This is a genomic window from Microbulbifer elongatus (assembly GCF_020524885.1).
GTDB classification, from domain to species: domain Bacteria; phylum Pseudomonadota; class Gammaproteobacteria; order Pseudomonadales; family Cellvibrionaceae; genus Microbulbifer; species Microbulbifer elongatus_A.
Genome location: NZ_JAIVKJ010000002.1, coordinates 1,010,193 through 1,029,697, shown reverse-complemented (window position 1 = coordinate 1,029,697; position 19,505 = coordinate 1,010,193). Strand labels below are relative to the sequence as shown.

General features: G+C 54.4%; 14 protein-coding genes and 1 pseudogene. 9 read left to right on the top strand and 6 right to left on the bottom strand.

Annotated elements, in window-relative coordinates; genetic code table 11:
- Positions 1–30: 30 nt before the first annotated feature.
- Complete coding sequence (locus tag LC059_RS11780) at positions 31–1,074, bottom strand: NADP-dependent oxidoreductase (protein WP_226704047.1); 1,044 nt, start codon at positions 1,072–1,074, stop codon at positions 31–33.
- Positions 1,075–1,390: 316 nt separating this feature from the next.
- Complete coding sequence (locus LC059_RS11775; RefSeq protein ID WP_226704046.1) at positions 1,391–1,564, bottom strand: PCP reductase family protein; 174 nt, start codon at positions 1,562–1,564, stop codon at positions 1,391–1,393.
- Between the two features lie 480 nt (positions 1,565–2,044).
- Here LC059_RS11775 and LC059_RS11770 point away from each other — a divergent pair, with 480 nt between their 5' ends.
- The 3 genes and pseudogenes from LC059_RS11770 to LC059_RS11760 all read left to right on the top strand — a co-directional run.
- Positions 2,045–2,254 carry a cold-shock protein gene (locus tag LC059_RS11770; RefSeq protein ID WP_226704045.1) on the top strand — a complete coding sequence of 70 codons (210 nt, stop codon included), beginning with the start codon at positions 2,045–2,047 and terminating at the stop codon, positions 2,252–2,254.
- Between the two features lie 271 nt (positions 2,255–2,525).
- On the top strand, positions 2,526–4,799 hold the full coding sequence (gene rnr, locus LC059_RS11765) for a ribonuclease R (RefSeq protein ID WP_226704044.1): 2,274 nt from the start codon (positions 2,526–2,528) through the stop codon (positions 4,797–4,799).
- Positions 4,800–4,870: 71 nt separating this feature from the next.
- Positions 4,871–5,056: pseudogene (locus LC059_RS11760) on the top strand (IS3 family transposase); the annotation flags it as partial.
- Between the two features lie 171 nt (positions 5,057–5,227).
- Here the strand turns inward: LC059_RS11760 and LC059_RS11755 are convergent.
- Complete coding sequence (locus tag LC059_RS11755; RefSeq protein WP_226704043.1) at positions 5,228–5,506, bottom strand: hypothetical protein; 279 nt, start codon at positions 5,504–5,506, stop codon at positions 5,228–5,230.
- A gap of 335 nt (positions 5,507–5,841) precedes the next feature.
- Here LC059_RS11755 and LC059_RS11750 point away from each other — a divergent pair, with 335 nt between their 5' ends.
- Entirely contained in the window at positions 5,842–6,606 is a 765-nt protein-coding gene (locus tag LC059_RS11750; protein WP_226704042.1) for an SDR family NAD(P)-dependent oxidoreductase, read from the top strand.
- Between the two features lie 117 nt (positions 6,607–6,723).
- Positions 6,724–8,277, top strand: coding sequence for a glycoside hydrolase family 10 protein (locus LC059_RS11745; RefSeq protein WP_226704041.1), 1,554 nt, complete (start codon positions 6,724–6,726; stop codon positions 8,275–8,277).
- Here the strand turns inward: LC059_RS11745 and LC059_RS11740 are convergent.
- Both LC059_RS11740 and LC059_RS11735 read right to left on the bottom strand, forming a co-directional pair.
- Positions 8,247–9,035, bottom strand: a complete 789-nt coding sequence (locus LC059_RS11740) for a DUF429 domain-containing protein (RefSeq protein WP_226704040.1) — start codon at positions 9,033–9,035, stop codon at positions 8,247–8,249. The two genes, LC059_RS11745 and LC059_RS11740, sit on opposite strands and share 31 nt — an antisense overlap.
- Positions 9,032–9,748, bottom strand: coding sequence for a tRNA-uridine aminocarboxypropyltransferase (locus tag LC059_RS11735; protein ID WP_226704039.1), 717 nt, complete (start codon positions 9,746–9,748; stop codon positions 9,032–9,034). The genes LC059_RS11740 and LC059_RS11735 overlap by 4 nt, the downstream gene beginning before the upstream one ends.
- Before the next feature lie 262 nt (positions 9,749–10,010).
- Between LC059_RS11735 and LC059_RS11730 the strand changes: the two genes are divergently transcribed.
- Positions 10,011–10,787, top strand: coding sequence for a FadR/GntR family transcriptional regulator (locus tag LC059_RS11730; RefSeq protein ID WP_226704038.1), 777 nt, complete (start codon positions 10,011–10,013; stop codon positions 10,785–10,787).
- Between the two features lie 309 nt (positions 10,788–11,096).
- Here the strand turns inward: LC059_RS11730 and LC059_RS11725 are convergent, their stop codons facing one another.
- A complete protein-coding gene (locus tag LC059_RS11725) occupies positions 11,097–14,171 on the bottom strand; it encodes a TonB-dependent receptor (RefSeq protein WP_226704037.1) in 3,075 nt (1,024 codons plus the stop codon).
- Positions 14,172–14,606: 435 nt separating this feature from the next.
- Between LC059_RS11725 and LC059_RS11720 the strand changes: the two genes are divergently transcribed.
- Genes LC059_RS11720 through LC059_RS11710 form a run of 3 tightly spaced genes read left to right on the top strand, consistent with a single transcriptional unit; the run spans position 14,607 to position 19,500 of the window.
- On the top strand, positions 14,607–16,877 hold the full coding sequence (locus LC059_RS11720) for a chondroitinase-B domain-containing protein (protein ID WP_226704036.1): 2,271 nt from the start codon (positions 14,607–14,609) through the stop codon (positions 16,875–16,877).
- 20 nt (positions 16,878–16,897) lie between these two features.
- Positions 16,898–19,141, top strand: a complete 2,244-nt coding sequence (locus LC059_RS11715; protein WP_226704035.1) for a heparinase II/III family protein — start codon at positions 16,898–16,900, stop codon at positions 19,139–19,141.
- Between the two features lie 17 nt (positions 19,142–19,158).
- Positions 19,159–19,500 carry a cupin domain-containing protein gene (locus LC059_RS11710; RefSeq protein ID WP_226704034.1) on the top strand — a complete coding sequence of 114 codons (342 nt, stop codon included), beginning with the start codon at positions 19,159–19,161 and terminating at the stop codon, positions 19,498–19,500.
- Positions 19,501–19,505: the final 5 nt, after the last annotated feature.

Here is a 19,505-nt window from a genome sequence, read left to right as displayed (position 1 = left end):
CATCTTGATTTTCGCCCTTCACCTAACGCCTCAACCTAATCCCTCCGGACCAACGTGCACCACAAGCTTCCCAAAGTTCTCCCCCTGCAACAAACCGATGAACGCTGACCCCGCGTTTTCCAGACCGGAGACTATGTCCTCTTTGTATTTAATCTGACCCGACGACAACCACGGCACCATAGCGTTCTGAAACTCACCATAGCGATGGCCATAGTCATCAAACACAATAAAGCCCTGCATTTTTATACGTTTGACGAGTACGTTGCTCATTAATAATGGCATGCGATCTGGGCCCGCAGGTAAATCCGTCGCATTGTATTGAGATATCAATCCACACAATGGAATACGCGCTTTCGGATTTAGCAGTGGCAGCACCGCATCAAACACCTTGCCGCCAACATTTTCGTAGTAGATATCAATTCCCTTTGCACATGCCTTGGCAAGTTGCTGATCCAAGTCATCGGCGTGATGATTAAGGCACTCGTCAAACCCAAGTTCATTCACCGCGTAGTCGCATTTTTCCTGACTGCCCGCTATACCAATCACCTTACAGCCCTGGATTTTGCCAATTTGGCCAACCAAGCTGCCTACCGCACCTGTCGCTGCTGCCACCACCAGGGTTTCACCGGACTTGGGTTCACCAATATCCATTAGGCCCATATAGGCGGTTAACCCCGGCATGCCCAATACCCCCAAGCCATAGGATGGGTGTGACATGGCTTTGTCGAGTTTGATCAAACCCTCACCATTTGACAGGCAGTAGTCTTGCCAGCCGCCAAATGCCACCACCAAGTCGCCTTTTTCAAAATCTGCGTTCTTTGATTCTTCAATGCGACAAACGCTGCCACCGACCATCACATCGCCAATGGCAACGGGTTCTGCGTATGATTTTGCGTCGCTCATACGCCCACGCATGTATGGATCGAGCGACAGGTAAATAGTCCTAAGGAGCACCTCACCGTCAGCTGGCGTTGGCACAGCAGTTTCAACAAACTTGAAATTATCTGGTGTAGGCGCGCCGTGCGGGCGAGATGCCAAGGTAACCTGGCGGTTTGTATTGCGAGTTTGATTCATATAGGCACCTGTGCTCTGCTCCGGTGAAACCCAGTGCGATTTTGCACAGGGCATTGTCTATTGCTCGGGATCGGGCAAGCTTCCCCCCAATGAACCTAGCAGAGAGAACCTGGCAGAGACCTAAGATTTTTCATTGAAAAGGGTGCTATCGCCATTCGAAAGGCCAATAGGGATGCCTATACAGAACGGCTCAGGCGGCATGTCGTCTGGCAGCTCGATTACCGAGTAATCGAGTAAGGAACGGCTCCACTCTGCGGTGGAGCCTACTGACTTGGTCGCAGCATACAGAGTGCTGTGGGAGGGGTTGATGACAGACTTAGCGACCGCTTTCTTTGCGGATTTCCTCGATAAAGTCGACGGTAATTTCAGTGACCCCTCGCTCGCGCGCCGCTGCCTCTACCTTCTTCTTCACGGTACCGCGTACAAATACCGGCACAAAGTCCATCGACAGCTCCGCGGCCATATCCCACTTTATCTCAGACTCACTCATAGCTCAGCTCACTTATGGATAGATAGTCAGGTTAGACTTATCACCGGGCCGCACAGCGCAAAATGGAGTGGCGGGCACGATTTCATCTATCAAACCATTGCGCGCCCTACTTCGCCTTGTGGTTTGTCAAAAACACGAGAGAAATGCATCATTGCTCCGGTGTCACCTTTTGACAGCTGCCGCCTAGAAGCTCGATGACTGACAAGTTCTCAAAACCTGCGCGCCCTAGCCTCCACTTGTCTGCCAACCTATCTAGGGTTCGCCCCACTCTTTCCCTTCAACCCAGGTACTGATGAGAAATACTTTGACTTAACACACGGGTAGGCATAGAGTGCCCTTAGTTAAAAAGTAAGCCTCTTGTTTAAATCCTCAGTTTCGTCGTAGTCGTTTTTCTTCGTCCTGTAGCATCTAAATTCCAGTCTTTTTTTTGCTATTCATGCCTCATGAAGGCGTACCCTTGTTTGTTTACAGGAAATTATCATGTCCAATACTACTACCGGCACTGTTAAGTGGTTTAACGAATCCAAAGGTTTTGGCTTTATTGAACAAAAATCTGGTCCCGACGTTTTCGCGCATTTCAGCGAAATCGTAAGCTCAGGTTTCAAAACCCTGACCGAAGGCCAGGCTGTTGAGTTCACCGTGACTCAAGGCCCGAAAGGCCCGCAAGCTGAAAAGATCGTTTGCGCCTGAGCGAATACGCTCAAAGCTGTGGTGGACCAGTCACTGGTTCACTGCTGAGTGGCCTTGAGAGCCACTCCGGTTGCGCTACCCCGGGGGTCGCGCAACCTGAAAGACGGGCACTCCTCCCAAATTCATTGTGAATGCCCACTGCAATACCCACTCAACACTGTTGAGTCATATCCGCCTGCATATCTTGCCGAGTAACACCTGAACTGTCCTGATACATCACTCCAGTTTTTACCAAGCGCAATCTTATTGGCGGTTTTCCCAAGAGGAAATCATGAGTAAATCCCCAATAGCTGCGTTTAACCCACTGGACGCTGAAAAATACAGCCACCCTATTCCCGCGCGTGAGTTCATTATGAGCTTGCTCGAAAAGAACAAGAAAAAGCTCGATCGGGAGCAACTGGCAAAAGTCTTGCACCTCTCTGGCGATCAACAGAAAGAAGCGCTGCGCCGCCGTTTGCGCGCGATGGAGCGCGACGGGCAAATTCTTTTTGATCACGGCAAAGGCTACAGCCTGGTGAAACCCGAAGATCTGGTGAGCGGCCGCGTAATCGGCCACCCGGATGGCTTCGGCTTCCTGAGTAGCGATGACTCCGCCGAAGACCTGTTTTTATCCGACAACGAAATGCTGAGCGTCTTCGACGGCGACCACGTGCAGGCCCGCATCAGCGGTACCGATCGCCGTGGCCGCAAGACCGGCGTTATCGTCAATGTGCTGGAACGCAATACCACACACCTGGTGGGCCGATTGCAGTTTGAAGAGGACCACTACTTCCTCAAGCCGGAAAACAGCCGCATTCCCCATGAGATTGACCTCAATCGCGACGAACTGATGGGCGCGCAGCCCGGACAGTACGTGTTTGTCGAGATTACCGAATTCCCCAGCCGTCGCTACAACGCCTTTGGTCGCGTGACCGAATTACTTGGTGATTCCATGGGGCCCGGTATGGAGATTGACGTCGCCATCCGCAGCCACGGTATTCCCCACAACTGGCCACAAGAAGCAATCCGAGCAGCAAAGCGACTGGGCGGCAGCGTACCCGAGGCCGACAAGCTGCACCGCGCCGACCTGCGGGATTTGCCGTTCGTCACCATCGACGGTGAAGACGCCAAAGACTTTGACGATGCGGTGTATTGTGAAAAAGGCACAAACGGTGACTGGCGCCTGTTCGTGGCCATTGCTGACGTTTCCCACTATGTAGCACCTGCCAGTGCACTGGATCTGGAAGCGCAAAACCGCGCAACTTCCGTGTACTTCCCCGGCCGCGTGGTACCGATGCTGCCGGAGTCACTGTCGAACGGTTTGTGCTCGCTCAATCCGAAGGTAGACCGGCTAGTAATGGTCTGTGAGATGACCATCAGCAAGTCCGGCAAAATGACCGGTTACACGTTTTCCGAAGGCGTGATCCACTCCCATGCCCGACTTACCTATAACCAGGTAAACGCCCTCGTTACCGCTCCGGATTCACGTATGGGACGGGAGACCGCGCGCCGACTTGGCGATACCGCGCCGCACATCCATGCGCTGCACCGCTTGTATGCAGTGTTGAAACGTGCCCGCACCAATCGCGGCGCGATGGATTTTGAGAAACCGGAAGTACAGTTCAAATTCACCGACGACCGTAAGATCGAACGTATTGTCCCGGTCATTCGCAATGACGCGCACAAAATGATTGAAGAGTTCATGCTGAGTGCCAACGTGGCCACTGCAGACTTCCTCAAACGCCAGAAGATACCGGCGCTATATCGTGTGCATGAAGGACCGCGGGATAAAAAGCTCACCGCGTTGCGCTCCTTCCTGAGTGCCAGAGGGCTAAAACTGGCCGGCGGCAACAAGCCCTCGCCTGCGCATTACGATCAACTGTTGCGCAGTATTGATCAGCGACCGGACGCACAGACCATCCGCACCATGATGCTGCGCTCCCTGAGTCAGGCGGAGTACAGCCCGAATAATCTGGGACACTTTGGCCTGGCGTATTCCGCGTATGCACACTTCACCTCTCCCATTCGCCGTTATCCGGACTTGCTGGTCCACCGCGCGATCCGCTCGGAGATCCGCCGCGGGAAGCAACGCAACCCGCTTCGTCGCGCGCTCAAGTTTGTACTCAGTGGAGGCGACGCGCCGGTTAAGCGTTTTGCAAACGCCACACCGCTCGCGCAAGGCAAAAGTTATCCCTACGATAACGCGGAGATGCAGACTCTGGCAGCGCATTGCTCTAACGCCTCACGCCGCGCCGACAAGGCGAGTTGGGACGTCGAAGCCTGGCTGAAATGCGAATATATGCAGGACTTTATCGGTGACACTTTTCAAGGCACAGTGAGTAGCGTTACGGGCTTTGGCCTGTTTATCGAGCTCAACGAGACACTGGTGGAAGGCCTGATACATATCACCGCTTTAAAAAACGATTACTACCACTTTGATGCAAGCGCACAGCAGCTTGTTGGTGAACGCAGTAATAGCCGATTTACTATCGGTGATGGGATCAAGGTACGTGTGGTGGCAGTAGATATGGAGCGGCGTAAGATTGAGTTTGCACTCGCCAGCTAAGCTGGAACAAACATCCCAGAGAACCGTACAGCCTGCGCAATTAGAAACGCGGTTGCTAATCCCGCTGCCGAAAAGCGGTGGTGATGGCGATTTGGTAACGCGAGGAGAACGACAATGTCATTCTGCACTCCGATAGGGGGAGCCAGTTCACCCGCGGCGACTATCAATGCTATCTGAAACAGATAGGTCTCATCAGCAGTATGGGCACGGTGGGTCACTGTGCCGATAATGCTACGTGTGCGGGCAGTTTTTCGCTAACGACTTTTGCCCGCTCGCCGACAGCTCGGGTTTCCGGCCACGCACTGGATGGCCCGCTGTAGGTTATTCCCTTCGCGTTATCGTGGCTAAGTCAAAATACATTGGCTATATTCGACAGGCGCATAAAGCGCCAGTTGCGGGAAAAGACAGCACTGCTGCCTGCCGGCTGCTTACAAGTGCTCGCGTATCTCCTCTCGACTCAACACCGGAGTGATGGTGATATCCGCATTCAGAGCCGCAAAAAGAGCCTCGTTATAGCTCATCAATTTGCTCTGATTCGTCTCCTCCAATATGAACAACGCCGCCCGCTTTCCTTCATGCAGGAAAAAGTATGCGACCGATGGATTCGCCATATTCATAAAGTTATTGAATGCCGCTTCCATCGAGCCATCTAGCGCACTGGCATTTCCTTTCTCTACGGGAATCACCACTTGCATCAAAAGTCGCATACCCATCACCCTTTTATGGAAAACTCGGTTTAACAACCATAGATAACCACAAACCGCAGGTGCGGATTCTGCGGCCAAAGTAGAATGGGAATTTCAGGAAATGAATAGGTGAGTGCTGGCTTACTTGTCGACATGCGCTCAGCCCATGTGCTCAGCCAAAGAAACAAGAGGTCCATTTAGTCATCTCGCTCAACGAGCCTTGCCCTCAAAGCCTGTGACGCCTCCTAATATTCCCTCCAACGCACCTATCCAGTACGCACAAATGACGCTCAATGAATCTCGTACCGGCACAAAACACCTAACGTGATAAGCAAATCGACAAACAGGGTTAAATCATGCGCTTACAAGGAAAGGTTGCCGTAGCGACGGGGGTTTGCGGGGGGATCGGGCATTTTATCGTCAGAAAACTTGTGGACGAGGGAGCCCGTGTCGTTGCTGTCGACCTGTCCCAGGAATCGCTCGACAAGCTAAAGGCTGAATATGGCGATGAAGTCACAACGACGGTGGCCGATGTCTCCAAGTATCCTGATGTCGAGGCCATGATTCAAAAGGCGATTGATCAATACGGACAGGTCGACATTGTCATAAACAACGCCGGCATTGCTTTTCCCAAGCCGCTCCTCGAGCATGATCCCGAAAAAGACTTCGACGGTGTCACCGCGGTTAACCAGAAAGGTGTTTATCACGGCATCCTCGCCGCGGGCAAAGCCATGAAAAAGCAGGGACATGGCGGAGTGATCATTAATACATCGTCCGTCTACGGCACCATGGCCTCGGAGCTGACCTTTACCTACAACGTCAGCAAGGCCGCCGTGGATATGATGACCAAGTGCGCCGCGCTGGAGTATGGTGCGCACAAGATTCGGGTTTGCGCCATAGCCCCGGGGCGTGTAGATACGCCGATGCTCCACCAGTACAAAGATCTCGGCCTCTGGGATCATATCCGGCGTGAGCAGATGCGTGACGAGTTTACCAAACCGGAGGAAATCGCCGACGTGATTGCTTATCTCGCCAGTGATCAGGCCAGCTGTATCAATGGCTGCACAATCTATGCATCCGACGGCTTCGAGAACTTTAAATATCCGTTGAAGCCGGTGTAGCCAGTCGCCGACCGAAAGTGGTAAACCCCGCAATTCCACGATGAAGGTGCAGACTTTTATTCCATTGGCGCCGAACTCATTGAATAATAACAACGTTAAAATTCAATTAAGTTCATCATGATGCCATCGAACAAAATCTCGCTCGCAAGACTCCTTCATCACTGTATTTACCTGGCAATCATTGCAGTACTGGCGGTGGCACTATGGCAGTACCCACGGTGGTTTGGTCCGGAACTGCCGAACTATGGCAAGGCTAAGCGGGAAACAGTGGCGAGAGAGTTCCGCGCAGCCTGGGTGGCCACGGTCGCCAATATTGACTGGCCGAGCAAGCCAGGGCTGTCGGTCGCGCAACAGCAACAGGAGGCTATTGCGTTGCTGGATAAAGTTGCCGCGGCAAATATGAATGCGGTGATTTTTCAGGTTCGCCCTCAGGCAGATGCCCTGTATGTGAGTGAACTGGAGCCTTGGTCGTACTATCTTTCCGGTGAACAGGGGAAAGCGCCAGAGCCCTTCTATGACCCCCTCACATTCTGGATAGAGCAGGCCCACCAGCGCGGCCTTGAACTTCACGCCTGGGTGAACCCCTACCGTGCCCACCACACCCAGGGCGGGCCGGTATCAGAGCACTCTATTGTCAGTAAAAAGCCAGAACTGGTCGCTAAGCTTGCCAATGGTATGTACTGGATGGAGCCTACCCATAAGGAAACCATTGCGCATTCACTGGCGGTGATCGCGGATATTGTGCAGCGGTATGATATCGATGGCATTCACTACGATGATTATTTCTATCCTTACCCCTCATACAATCAGGGTGCGCCCTTTCCTGATAGCAAAAGCTATCACGCCTATCAACAGCAGGGTGGCCAGCTCGGTCTATCTGACTGGCGCCGCGACGCCGTTAATCGCTTCGTCGAAGAAATCTACCGCGAAGTAAAACGCATCAAGCCCCACGTAAAAGTCGGTATCAGCCCCTTCGGAATATGGCGCCCCAAGTACCCGGAAACCATCGCTGGCTTTGACCAGCATGAGCAACTCTATGCAGATGCCCGGCTCTGGCTGAACGAAGGCTGGCTGGATTATTTCACGCCCCAGCTGTACTGGAACATCAACCGCATTGAACAGAGTTATCCCATGCTCCTGGCTTGGTGGCATGGCGAAAACCACAAGCAGCGTCACCTATGGCCGGGTTTAAGTAGTAATCAAGTGGCAACGAGACAGGGCAGCGACGAAATCATTAACCAGATCCTTTTTACCCGCGCGATGTTACAAGAGCAAACCGGACAGGTTTTCTGGAATGTCAAAACCGTGAGTGAGAACCCCGGGTTCGCGCAGCTATTAAAAGATACGGTGTTTCATCACCAGGCTCTGGTACCCGCGTCACCCTGGCTGGATAGCAGCCCCCCCACGGCACCCGAGGTGCGCTATCAATCAACCGCCGACGGCCTGACCGTTCTGTGGGAACCTCGCGGTGACGAGGCGGCGTCCCGGTGGTTGCTGTATTATCAAGTCGGTGGGAGTTGGCACTATAAAATCTTCACCGGGGATGTACTGAATTACAAGTTTAACCTGCGGGATGAAGTTGCAGCGATTGCCGTTATCGCCATAGATCGTAATGGACTGGAGAGTGACCGTATCGATCATCAGATAGTGCTGACACCAAGCCCATCCTGAGGGACGAATATCCACCCCTCCGCTTTCGGCGTGTCCGCATCCGGCCAACATAATTCATCTGGCTGATGTTGGAATAACCAGGCCACAAGCGCACACAACAAGGCATCGCGCTTGTCTTCATGATCAATACCGAACCCAAATCCGGCAGTGGTCCACGCCTCCGCCTGTGTGGTTGCAGAATCAGTGCGGAAGGCTTGCAAGAAGTCGCGCATCTTCCGAGATGGCTTGCAGGCCGACGGATAGGCTTCGAAAGCGGTAAGCGCACTGCCTTTACACCAGACGCCGGCATCTGCGACCTCAGGCGCAAATCGGGCGAGCGTGTGCATTCCCTTGGTGGCCTGGCTGCCGATCATATCTTTAATCGGAGACAGTGGTCTCAGGCCATGCCGGAAAAGGAACTGCTCGGTGTGGCGGAACAGGTAGGGATTACTTGCTGAACTGCCAATATCGCCGGCGGCACCGCGACCGGTAACCAGCTGCAGGAAAGACTGAGAAAAACCAAGGGGAGTATCGATGGCCATCACCACCGGAGGGCAGTCCCCCTGAATATCGACTTCGCACAGGCGCAGGAGCGACTGAATCCACTCCTGTGTGTTCCCAGCCTCATTGATCGCAACGCGCAGGTTACCGCGCCAGGGTCGGCCAAGAATGTTGCGCTCGCGGTCCAACACCACCAGTGCATCACGGCTGCTGGCATTTTTATCGCAGTTCCATCCGCCCACATCCCAGCCAATGAAAAGCGCGTCGTCATTCTTCATTGCTTCAGGCTCTGTAAATATCGGTGGCTCTCGCCCTCCTCCACCTCACAACACCCGCGGGTCGCGAGATAGTGCTGATTGAATACCGCAAAATAATGCCGCAGTGTTTCCGCCGACTGTGTTTGCTGTGCCAGTAGCAGACAACTGATGGCCGCTTCCGCCGTTGAGAAGCGGTGGCTTCTCCCGGAATCCCTGACGGAGTAGGAGCGGACCAGGGTTTCCGGCAGACTCAGGCACGGAACATCGTCCAGCCAGCGGCTCAGGCCGATCATCCGACTGCACTGTTTCCAGGTACCGTCCAACAGGATCAGCGTGGTCTTCTTTTTTGCAGCGGGAAGTGCGTGCACCACCTTTCTGTTGCAGTTTTCGGTACCGTCTGCGGGAAAAACCACGTAACAATCTCTGCACGGGTCTTCAAGTATTTCCCTGAGCCCCTCGGGTACCTCCAGGCGATTCCACAGGAATGCCCTGGTACCGGGAAACACGTCGACAATCAGCCGCCCGGTATTTGTGGGTTTGAACAACTCCTTGCGGTGCATCAGCAACACAAACTCCACCGAACTCTCCGCAGTGGGGCGCAAGGCACACATGCAGGCAAAGGCCCCCATCTGGCAATCGGGGCACCGCTGAACGCTTTTACCTTTGGCCTGGAAGGGCTTGGTGGATTTGGCGAGTTCGCGCTCGCGCAGGCGGGTGTAATGATTGGAGTGCATGGCCAGTTTCATACTGCGGCTGGGTTGGCGAGATTTTACACGCACACGCCACCGCCCTGAACGGAATTTAGTAAGGGGATGGGCACCCGTCAGTCAGCGGTTTTCACGAACTATCTGTCACCCCTAGCCATCATACCAGTCGACCTTGCCTGTAAGACCAATCGTGGTAACATCTCATTACTGTCGAAAAACCAAGGCGAAACCAACGGGTAACTCGCCAGCGCGACCGATAGGAAAATTTACTCGCTCGGGAATATTATCAGTGAAAATAGACTATGCGTCCTCAGGCCGCCGCATTTATCAGCAGGTGGTTGAAAAGATGTTGACGCTGCTCGACAGCGGCGAATACCCACCCGGTGTGCGTCTGCCATCTGAGCGCGAGCTTTCGGAAATGTTCGATGTGAGCCGCCCCAGTATCCGTGAAGCCATCATCGCCCTTGAGGTAATGGGGCGGGTAGCGGTGCGTACCGGATCCGGTGTCTATGTGATCGAGCCGGTCAACAACTTTACCGACACTAAGGATTTCAGCCCGTTTGAGCTGACCGAGGCACGTGTTCTGGTAGAGGGCGAACTGGCGGCTTTGGCAGCAACCACCATTACCGAAGAACAGCTGGAAGACTTGCGCCTTGCATACCGGGATATGGTGCGTGAAAACGAAGAGGGCAACCTCACGTCCGAGCGCGCCGACCGCAAGTTTCACGAAGTGATTTCCCGCGCGACCAATAACCGAGTGCTCATGAGCACCATTGATCGCCTGTGGGATATCCAGGAGCACTCTCCGGACATCCAGAGTGCGCATAAATCGGTGTGCAAAAAAGACGGACAAAAGCGCCTGGCAGAACACAAGGCCATTCTTCAGGCCCTGGAAGCACGCGATCCCTGCGCGGCACGCAAGGCCATGCGCCTGCACTTTGCGCGCTCGCTGAATGCGCTACACGATGCCTCGGAAGCCAAAGCGGTTGAGGTAGTGCGCCGCGAAGTATCCGAGCGCCGCAAGCGCTTCTCTATCGATCGCCTCGACGACACCGTCGGCCTCTGATACCAGGCCAGAGTTTACTCAAAAACTAGAGCCATATAGCGGCAACGCTATACGGCTTTTCTTGTCCCCCGGATCCCCCCAAGAACAGCCTCTCCCCCAATCGCCACAAAAAAGATGGGCACAAAAAAGCCCGCACAAGGCGGGCGAATACTTTCCGACAGGCGGCACCTCGTCGGATGGAGAAGAGACAACCAATCAAACAAACCGAAGAACCTGCAACCTTTTCCAAGCGGATTGGTTGCAGGCCCTCCTGTGCCATGGATCCCGGGCCCAAGCAACGGGCCGTTTACTCGGGATCAGGTATAGCACTTAGAACTTGGCTTTCAGGCCAAGGAATACACGCGGACCGTAGCTGTTCAGCTCACCGAGGTTGTCCCGGGTATAGAAGTACTGCTTCTTCGGCTCATCAAACAGGTTAATGGCTTCCAGGCTCAGCTTCACTGCATCGGTCAGCTGGTAAGACGCCTTCATTTCCCAAACGCCTACATCACCTACATAGCGCAGTCGGGTACCGTTACTGGTGTAGGGCTGGAAGTACTCGCTGCGGTACTTGTAGATCAGGCTCGTATCGAGATCGCCGATCTGATAATACAGCTGCCCAGAGAAGACATTTTCAGAGAAACCGGGGATATTACCCGGCGCGACAATACCGATATTCTCGGAAACCACATTGCCGCTCTCATCCAGCACAACTGAGTCACCATACAGGCTGTCTTCAAACTCGAAGTCAGAGTCAGCATGGTTGAAGCTCGCCTTTACACCCAGGCCGCTCAAGTAGCTCGGCAGGTAAGAAAAGCGGTGCGTTGCGGTCATCTCGAAACCCGTCAGTGCACTGGTGTCGTCATCTGTGCGGGTAATCGCGAATTCGGCAGGAATGGTCTGACCATCGACTTCAAAATATTCGGTGATCTGGGCAGTCTCAAAGCCACCCTGGAAGCGCTTGTGGTACACACCGAATGCCAGCATGGTATCGTCATTCGGGTACCATTCGATCGCGGTATCGAAGTTCCAGGACGTCAGTGGCTGCATATTCGGGTTACCGTCACCGTCAACGCCGTCCAGTAGATCCGCAATATCGACAATGTCATCGGAACCGTTGGTATCAAAAGCGCGCTTGTAACCCAGGTCTGAAGGATCGGGGCGAGAGAGACCGCGATACACCGCGCCACGTAACTTGAGGTCGTCCCTCACGTCGGCAACCAGGTTCAGGCTCGGCAACACCTCGGTGTAATCACCACCGGCGGTTACCCGCTCAAGATCAGCACCATCAATTTCCTCCATGGCATAGGTGCCATCGGTATTGGTGATGATGGTATAAGGCGTACGGTAGCCAACGGATTCAATTTCAGTCTGCACAACACGCACACCAACATTACCGTAAACCGGAGTCCCTGCGAGGGAGCTGCCGAAGTCCGCCATTACATAAGCGGCGGTGGTGGTTTCCGTGACATCGGTGACGCCTGCGCTTACTTCTTCCAGCTCCGGGTAAGAGAAACTTTCACCAAGGTGTGACAGAACCATATCGGCCACGCATTGGGTATCGAAGGTCGCCCATTCGTTCGCAGTCCCGGTGACGTTGCCATTCTCGTCAACCATGGTCACGAGGTTACCGTTACTCTCAGCGTTCATGAAATCACTTTCCGGGAAGGCGATTGCACAGGCTTCGTTAATCGCCAGCAGTGCTGCTTCGCTTTCATCGTCGCCGCGATCGATTTCATAGGTATCACGCGCGCTGCCCAGATCTACATATTCCAGCTCGGCGTAGCGCAAACCACCTTTCACGCCGGTTATGAACCCACTATCCAGCGCAAGATCAAAGTCGGTACGGAAAGCCTCGTTGGTATTGCGGCGATCCACATCGTTGTCCACGCGGATACGGTATTCGTCGGAGAACAGAGTGTGATCGGTTACGTCAAAGTCGGTCACGGTGTACTGGCGAATCTCAGAGTTCATATCCCACTCGACCATGGGACGATAGCCGGCAGCAGTGGATTCACCAAAGATATCGCGGCTGTCGGATTGCGTGCGCAACAGGATCTGTTTTTCCTGGCGAGTGGTCTCGGAGAACGAGTAGTCCGCAGAAACAGTGAGGTTATCGGTAAATGCGTAGGAAACATTCAACCCATACCCGATATAGTCTTCCGCCCGCTCGTAGGTTTCACTGTTCGACTCGATCGCGGTCTCACCAGCCCAGTTCAGCACAGTGCCGGTATCAGTGAAGACCAGGTTTTCACCGGTAACACCTGCGGTTACCCGCTTCTGGTTGGCGAAATTCAGGTCATGACGTTGCTCCGCTTGAATACGCTCTGACTGCTGCAGGTCAAAATTGATATCGGTCTTGTCATTGGGCTGGAACTGCAACGCAACGAACACCGAATCGCGCTTATCCGAGGTGTCGTTCTGACGGTAGCCATTGGAGCTTGGGGCGAACGCGTAGCGAGTGCCATCACTCACAGCCTTGCCGGTCTCCGGATCTACAGCCGTCTGATAGCCCTGGTTACTGGAGCCATCAATCTGGTCCTCACAGTCACCTGAAGAGCTGCGGAAAAAACCTTCGTTGGGGTTATTGGGGTCATACAGACACGCAAAAAGAGACGTACCACTCGGGCTGGAGGAGCGCATCTCGGATTCAGGTTGGGAGATATCACTCTTCTCGAGGCCCAGGGAGACACCGAAGGCCATGCCGTTTTCAAATTCAAACTGGTCCACGTAGCTCGCACTGCCGCGGAACCCCATGTCACCGGCCATCGGATCATCAATATTGGCCTGATTCGGGTTGATATTTGCCTTGGTGTCCACCTGGAAACGACGCTCGCCATACTCTAGGGGCTTCAGGGTCTCCAACTCAATCAGACCGGCCACGCCACCCTCAATCAGGCTGGCGCCCTGGGTCTTGCGAATAGCGACCTTGTTCATCAGCTCCGACGGGAACTGAGAGAAGTTAACCGAGCGGTCGCCGCTACCATTGGTTGCGATACGACCGTTAAACGTCGTGGAACTCAGGTAGGGGCCCATACCACGGATAGAGATTTCAGTTGCACCGCCATTTTCACGGTGGGAGGAAGCGCCGGTTACGGACTCGAGTGCTTCACCGATGGACAGTGCAGGCAGCTCGCCAATCTCAGTCGCAGACATACCATCCACGATGGTCACCGAGTTACGCTTGATATCAATAGTGGTCTGAATAGTGGCGCGGGTGCCGGTGACAACAATTTCCTCCAACGACTCGTCGGATTCTGCCTTCGCGACTTCCTGTGCCTGGGCCATACCCATACAGGAAGCGGCAGCGATTGCGCTTACCAGGATGGATTTCTTAAATCGATTTCTCGAGAAGCTTTCTTCTTTCGCCATTACATCTCTCGCGTCTTTATTATTATCACGCATGATTACCCCCAAGGAAGTCTGCGCTGGTTGATAGTAACAAGGGCGCCGGGCATTGGCGCCTTTCTCATCGCTCATCTCGCGGTTTTTTTTATCAGCCCTTTGACCAGTGACAACCGCTTTTGGCTGGCTGTCCGCGATCTGGCCTGCACAAATTCTCACCCACCTGCAAGCCAGTCAACCAATTTTCAGAAAAACTTCACATTTTGGACTGACCCCTGCCTGTTTCTTGTGCGCATTATCGGAATATTCTGCGCTACGCACCAAATCAGAACATAATTTCGCGGCAAACTGGTTAACCCGATTGGTTGACAATTATTTTTGACCAATTTAGTCTGGCCCCATAATAACGCCGCAACGCCAATCCGCGCGCCGCGATGGTGCGCCCAGATAGGTAGGCCGGGATAACGAAAATCCGGAAAAGTAACTCAGGTGATCATGAGAGCTTCAGAAATCAAACCGCTACTGGCCGCCACGCTATTCACCTGCGGGCAGGCTTCGCTGTTCTGCGTTCAGGCTTCCGCCGAGGAATACCTTGTACATAACGAGAAGGAATACGCGAAGGTAGCCAAGAGCCTCGAAGCTGGCGACACCGTGGTGCTGGCAAATGGCGTCTGGAAGGATTTTGAAATTCTATTTACCGGGACTGGTAAAAAAGAGCACCCAATTACGCTGACGGTGGAGGAAAAGGGAGAGGTGGTCCTGAGCGGCCAGTCCAACCTTCGACTCGCAGGTGAGCACCTGGTGGTATCCGGTCTTGTATTCAAGGATGGCTATACCCCGAGCAGTGAAGTGATCGCCTTCCGTCGCAACAAGGATCACCTGGCGAACAATTCACGCGTGACCGAAGTTGTCATCGAAGACTTCAGCAAGCCGGAGCGTATGGACTCCGATTACTGGGTGAGCATCTACGGCAAGAACAACCGCTTCGATCACAGCCACCTGGCAGGCAAGCGCAACAAGGGTGTGACCATGGCGGTACGCCTGAACAGCGAAGACAGCCAGGAAAACCGTCACCGTATCGACCACAACTATTTCGGCCCGCGCCCGGTTCTGGGTTCCAACGGCGGTGAGACCCTGCGTATCGGCACCAGCCACTACTCCCTGACCGATTCCCTGACAGTGGTCGAAAACAACTTCTTCGACCGCTGCGACGGCGAGGTGGAAATCATCTCCGTCAAATCCGGCAAAAATATTCTGCGCAACAACACCTTCTTCGAATCCCGCGGCACCCTGACCATGCGTCACGGCAACGGCAACCTGATCGAAGGCAATGTGTTCCTGGGCAATGGCGTGGACCACACCGGCGGTATCCGTGTGATCAATGCCGACCAGGTGATTCGCAACAATTATCTCGAAGGTCTCACAGGCTATCGGTTTGGGAGTGGGTTCACCGTGATGAACGGTGTTCCCAACTCTCCCATCAATCGCTACCACCAGGTGGTAAACGCGAAGATCGAGAGCAATAGCTTTATCAATGTGGAGCATATCCACCTGGCTGCAGGCAGTGACCAGGAACGCAGCGCGACGCCGCAGGACTCCACTATTGCCGACAATATTTTCTATACCGAGAGCGGTAAGTCGCCCTTCTCCATTTTTGACGATATCTCCGGTATTACTTTTGCCAACAACGTTTCCAATGGCTTTGTGGACAAGAAGATTCACGAAGGTATAGATAAAGGTGTGGGCAGACTGAAGCGTGCCGACAATGGCCTGCTCTACCCGACCGACAAGTCCGTAGCGCATAAGGGCGCGAGCAAAGACTTGGTGGTTACCTCCAAGGAAATGACCGGCGCTTCCTGGTATCCCAAATCAGAACCGGTTACCCCGTTCGACAGCGGCAAGACCATCAGCGTGCGACCCGGTGAGAATGCCCTGTTCGACGCCATCGCCAGTGCAGCGGACGGCGACACCCTGGTGCTGGAAAACGGCGCCTACAACGCGACCAAGCGCCTGGATATCGACAAGACACTGACCATCAAGGCGAAGAAACAGGGCAAGGTAACCCTGACCAGCGGCCGCCCGGTGATGTTCGAGATTCAGGATGGCGGCAGCCTGTCGCTGGATGGTCTGGTGATTTCTGGCTCCAACAGCCCGGACAACGCAGGCAATATCCTGATCCGCACCGCGGTGTGGGGCATGCTGAAAAACTACCGTTTTTCCATGACCAACAGCCGTGTGGAAAACCTGGATATCAACCACTCCTACCACGTTTTCGATTCCGGCCTGCGCGCCTTTGCCGACACCATTACCTTCGCGAACAACGAGTTCGAGAACATCACCGGCGACCTGCTCAAGCTGAACAAAGAGACCGATGACCTCGGTGTGTACAACGCGGAATACGTGATTGTGACCGGCAATACCTTCAAAAATGTGCAGGGCGTGCTGGTAGACCTGTACCGCGGCGGTACCGATGAAAGCACCTTTGGCCCGCACATCGACTTTAGTAACAACGAGGTTATCGGCTCCGGCAAGGGCAAGCGCAACAAGGCGCAGGCACTGATCAAGCTACATGGCACCCAGGTAGCAGACATCCACGAAAACCGCATCGAAGACAGCGCAGGGATTGTGGTCGAACACACCGTGGGTGAGCCGGTTACACATATTGCCAACAACCAGTTCCTCAAGGCCCCTCTGCCAGAAGTCACTGAACTTGTCGCCGAGGGCCCGCACACCGCGACCCTTGCCAACAACACCGTGAAAAACTGATTTAGAGAAGAACTAAAACGATGTTTGGCAATTCAACTATTAAACAGCGTAAATCTCTCGCCGCCGGCGTGGCTCTGGCGGCAGGAGTATCCGCTGCCGTGTTTGCGGTCAATCCGCTGAGCGCCCTTGCCGCTGAGCACCCCAGCCTAGTGATCAGCGCTGCCGACGTCGACGCCATGCAGGGCGCGGTTGAGCAACCCGGCCGCTTTCGCACCGCCTTTCTAAGCACTCAGTCCGCGGTAGATCGCGCACTGCAAGCGCCCATCGCGGTGCCGATGCCCGCGGATGCCGGCGGCGGTTACACTCACGAACAGCACAAGAAAAATTACCAGCTGATGTACAACGCTGGGGTGCTGTATCAGGTAACCGAAGACGCAAAATACGCGGAGCGTGTGCGCGATATGCTGCTCGCCTATGCAGACATGTACCCGACGCTGCCACTGCATCCGAAGCGTCGCCCCGGCGCAGAGAATCCGGGAAAACTGTTCTGGCAGAGCCTGAACGAAGCGGTGTGGCTGGTGTACACCATTCAGGCCTACGACCTGATCCGCCCGTCCCTGACCGACGCGGAAGCGCAAAAAATTGAGCAGGGTGCACTGCGCCCGGTAGCCAACTTCCTTTCCGTCGATTCACCTAAAACCTTTAACAAGGTACACAATCACGGCACCTGGCTGACCGCCGGTGTGGGTATGGCCGGTTACGTGCTGGACGAGCCGGAGTGGGTTGAACAGGCACTTCTGGATCTGGATAAATCCGGCAAGGGCGGATTTCTTCGCCAGCTGAGCACCCTATTTTCTCCAGACGGCTACTACAACGAAGGCCCCTACTATCAGCGTTACGCGCTGATGCCTTTCGTGACCTTTGCCAAGGCCATTGACACCAACGAGCCGGAGCGGGGCATTTTCGATTACCGCGACGGTATCGTGATGAAGGCCATCGATACCACCATCCAGCTCAGCTACAACAACCTGTTTTTTCCTATCAACGATGCCATCAAGAGTAAGGGTATCGATACCTCGGAGCTGGTACTGGGCGTCACCATCGCCTACGGTGAATCCGGCAATCCGCAACTGCTGGACATTGCGGCACGCCAGGACCAGATTCTGCTGACCGGCGATGGACTCAAGGTTGCCCAGGCGCTGGACGCCGGTGCGCAACAGCCTTACGAGTTCAAATCGTTCGCGTTCCGGGACGGTAAAGATGGCGACGAAGGCGCGCTGGTGGTTCTGCGTCAGCACACCGCCGGCGACCAGGCGATTGTGTTCAAGCCCGCCGCACAGGGCATGGGCCACGGTCACTTCGACAAACTTTCCTGGCAGTTTTACGACCGTGGTGCCGAGATTGTTACCGACTACGGTGCCGCGCGCTTCCTGAATGTGGAGGCGAAAAACGGTGGTCGCTACCTGGAAGAAAACGAAACCTGGGCCAAGCAGACCGTCGCCCACAACACGATTGTGGTGGACGAGACTTCGCACTTCGACAACAGCCTGAAGGTGGCCAACCAGGAACATCCGGAACTGCTGTTCTTCCACGCGGATGATCAGGTCAAAATCAGCGCGGCAAAAATTGACTCCGCCTATCCAGGTGTTTCTCTCGAACGCACTCTGGCGCTGGTGAACAACCCGCAAAGCGGCAGCACCTTCGCCATCGACCTGTTTGACGTGACATCCAGCAGAAAGCACCAGTTCGATTTACCGCTGCACTACAACGGCCAGCTGGTGGATACCAATTTCAACTTGCAGGGTTACACCGACAGCTTGAAGGCTCTGGGTAGCAATAATGGATATCAACACCTGTGGCTGAAGGCCCGCGGCAAGCCGGAATCCGGCCTCGCCCAGGTCACCTGGCTGAACGACAACGGCCGTTTCTATACTCAGTCCAGTCTGATGGATGGCGAAACCGAACTGCTGTTTACCGAACTCGGCGCCAACGACCCGAACTTTAACCTGCGCTCCGAAAAAGGCTTTATTGCCCGCCGCGACAATGCCCGTGCACATAGCTTCCTGAGCGTGCTCGAGCCACACGGCGAGTACAACCCGGCCAAGGAATTCACTCTGAAAGCCGAAAGTCAGGTAAGCGCACTGGCGCACCAGCGCAACGGGGATTTGCAACTGATCTCGATTGACACCAAAGATGGCGTCACTCAGCTGCTGGCGTTCAACGGCAATCCCGACGCAGCCGACAATATCCAGAACACCTTTGAATTTGGCGGCAGTGAATACCACTTCACCGGTCGCGCCAAACTCTTTCAGATTAAAAATTAAAAAAGGCAAAACACGTTATGCCCGCAACTGATGCATTTGTTCAGGCCCAGGATGTTGAAGTCGAAGATCTCGGCGGCGGTATCAAGCGGCAGATTCTTGGCCACGACGACAACCTGATGATTGTTCGCGTGTGGTTTGAGGAAGGCAGTATCGGCTATGTGCACAAACACCCGCACACTCAGGTGAGCTACGTGGAAAGCGGTGAGTTTGAAGTGCAGGTAGATGGCCGCAAAAAGCTGCTCAAAGCGGGCGACAGCTTCTACATTGCGCCACATTTGGAACACGGCGCGGTGTGTAAAAAAGCCGGAGTGCTACTCGATACCTTCAGTCCCTACCGGGAAGACTTTCTGGAAAGCTAAACAGG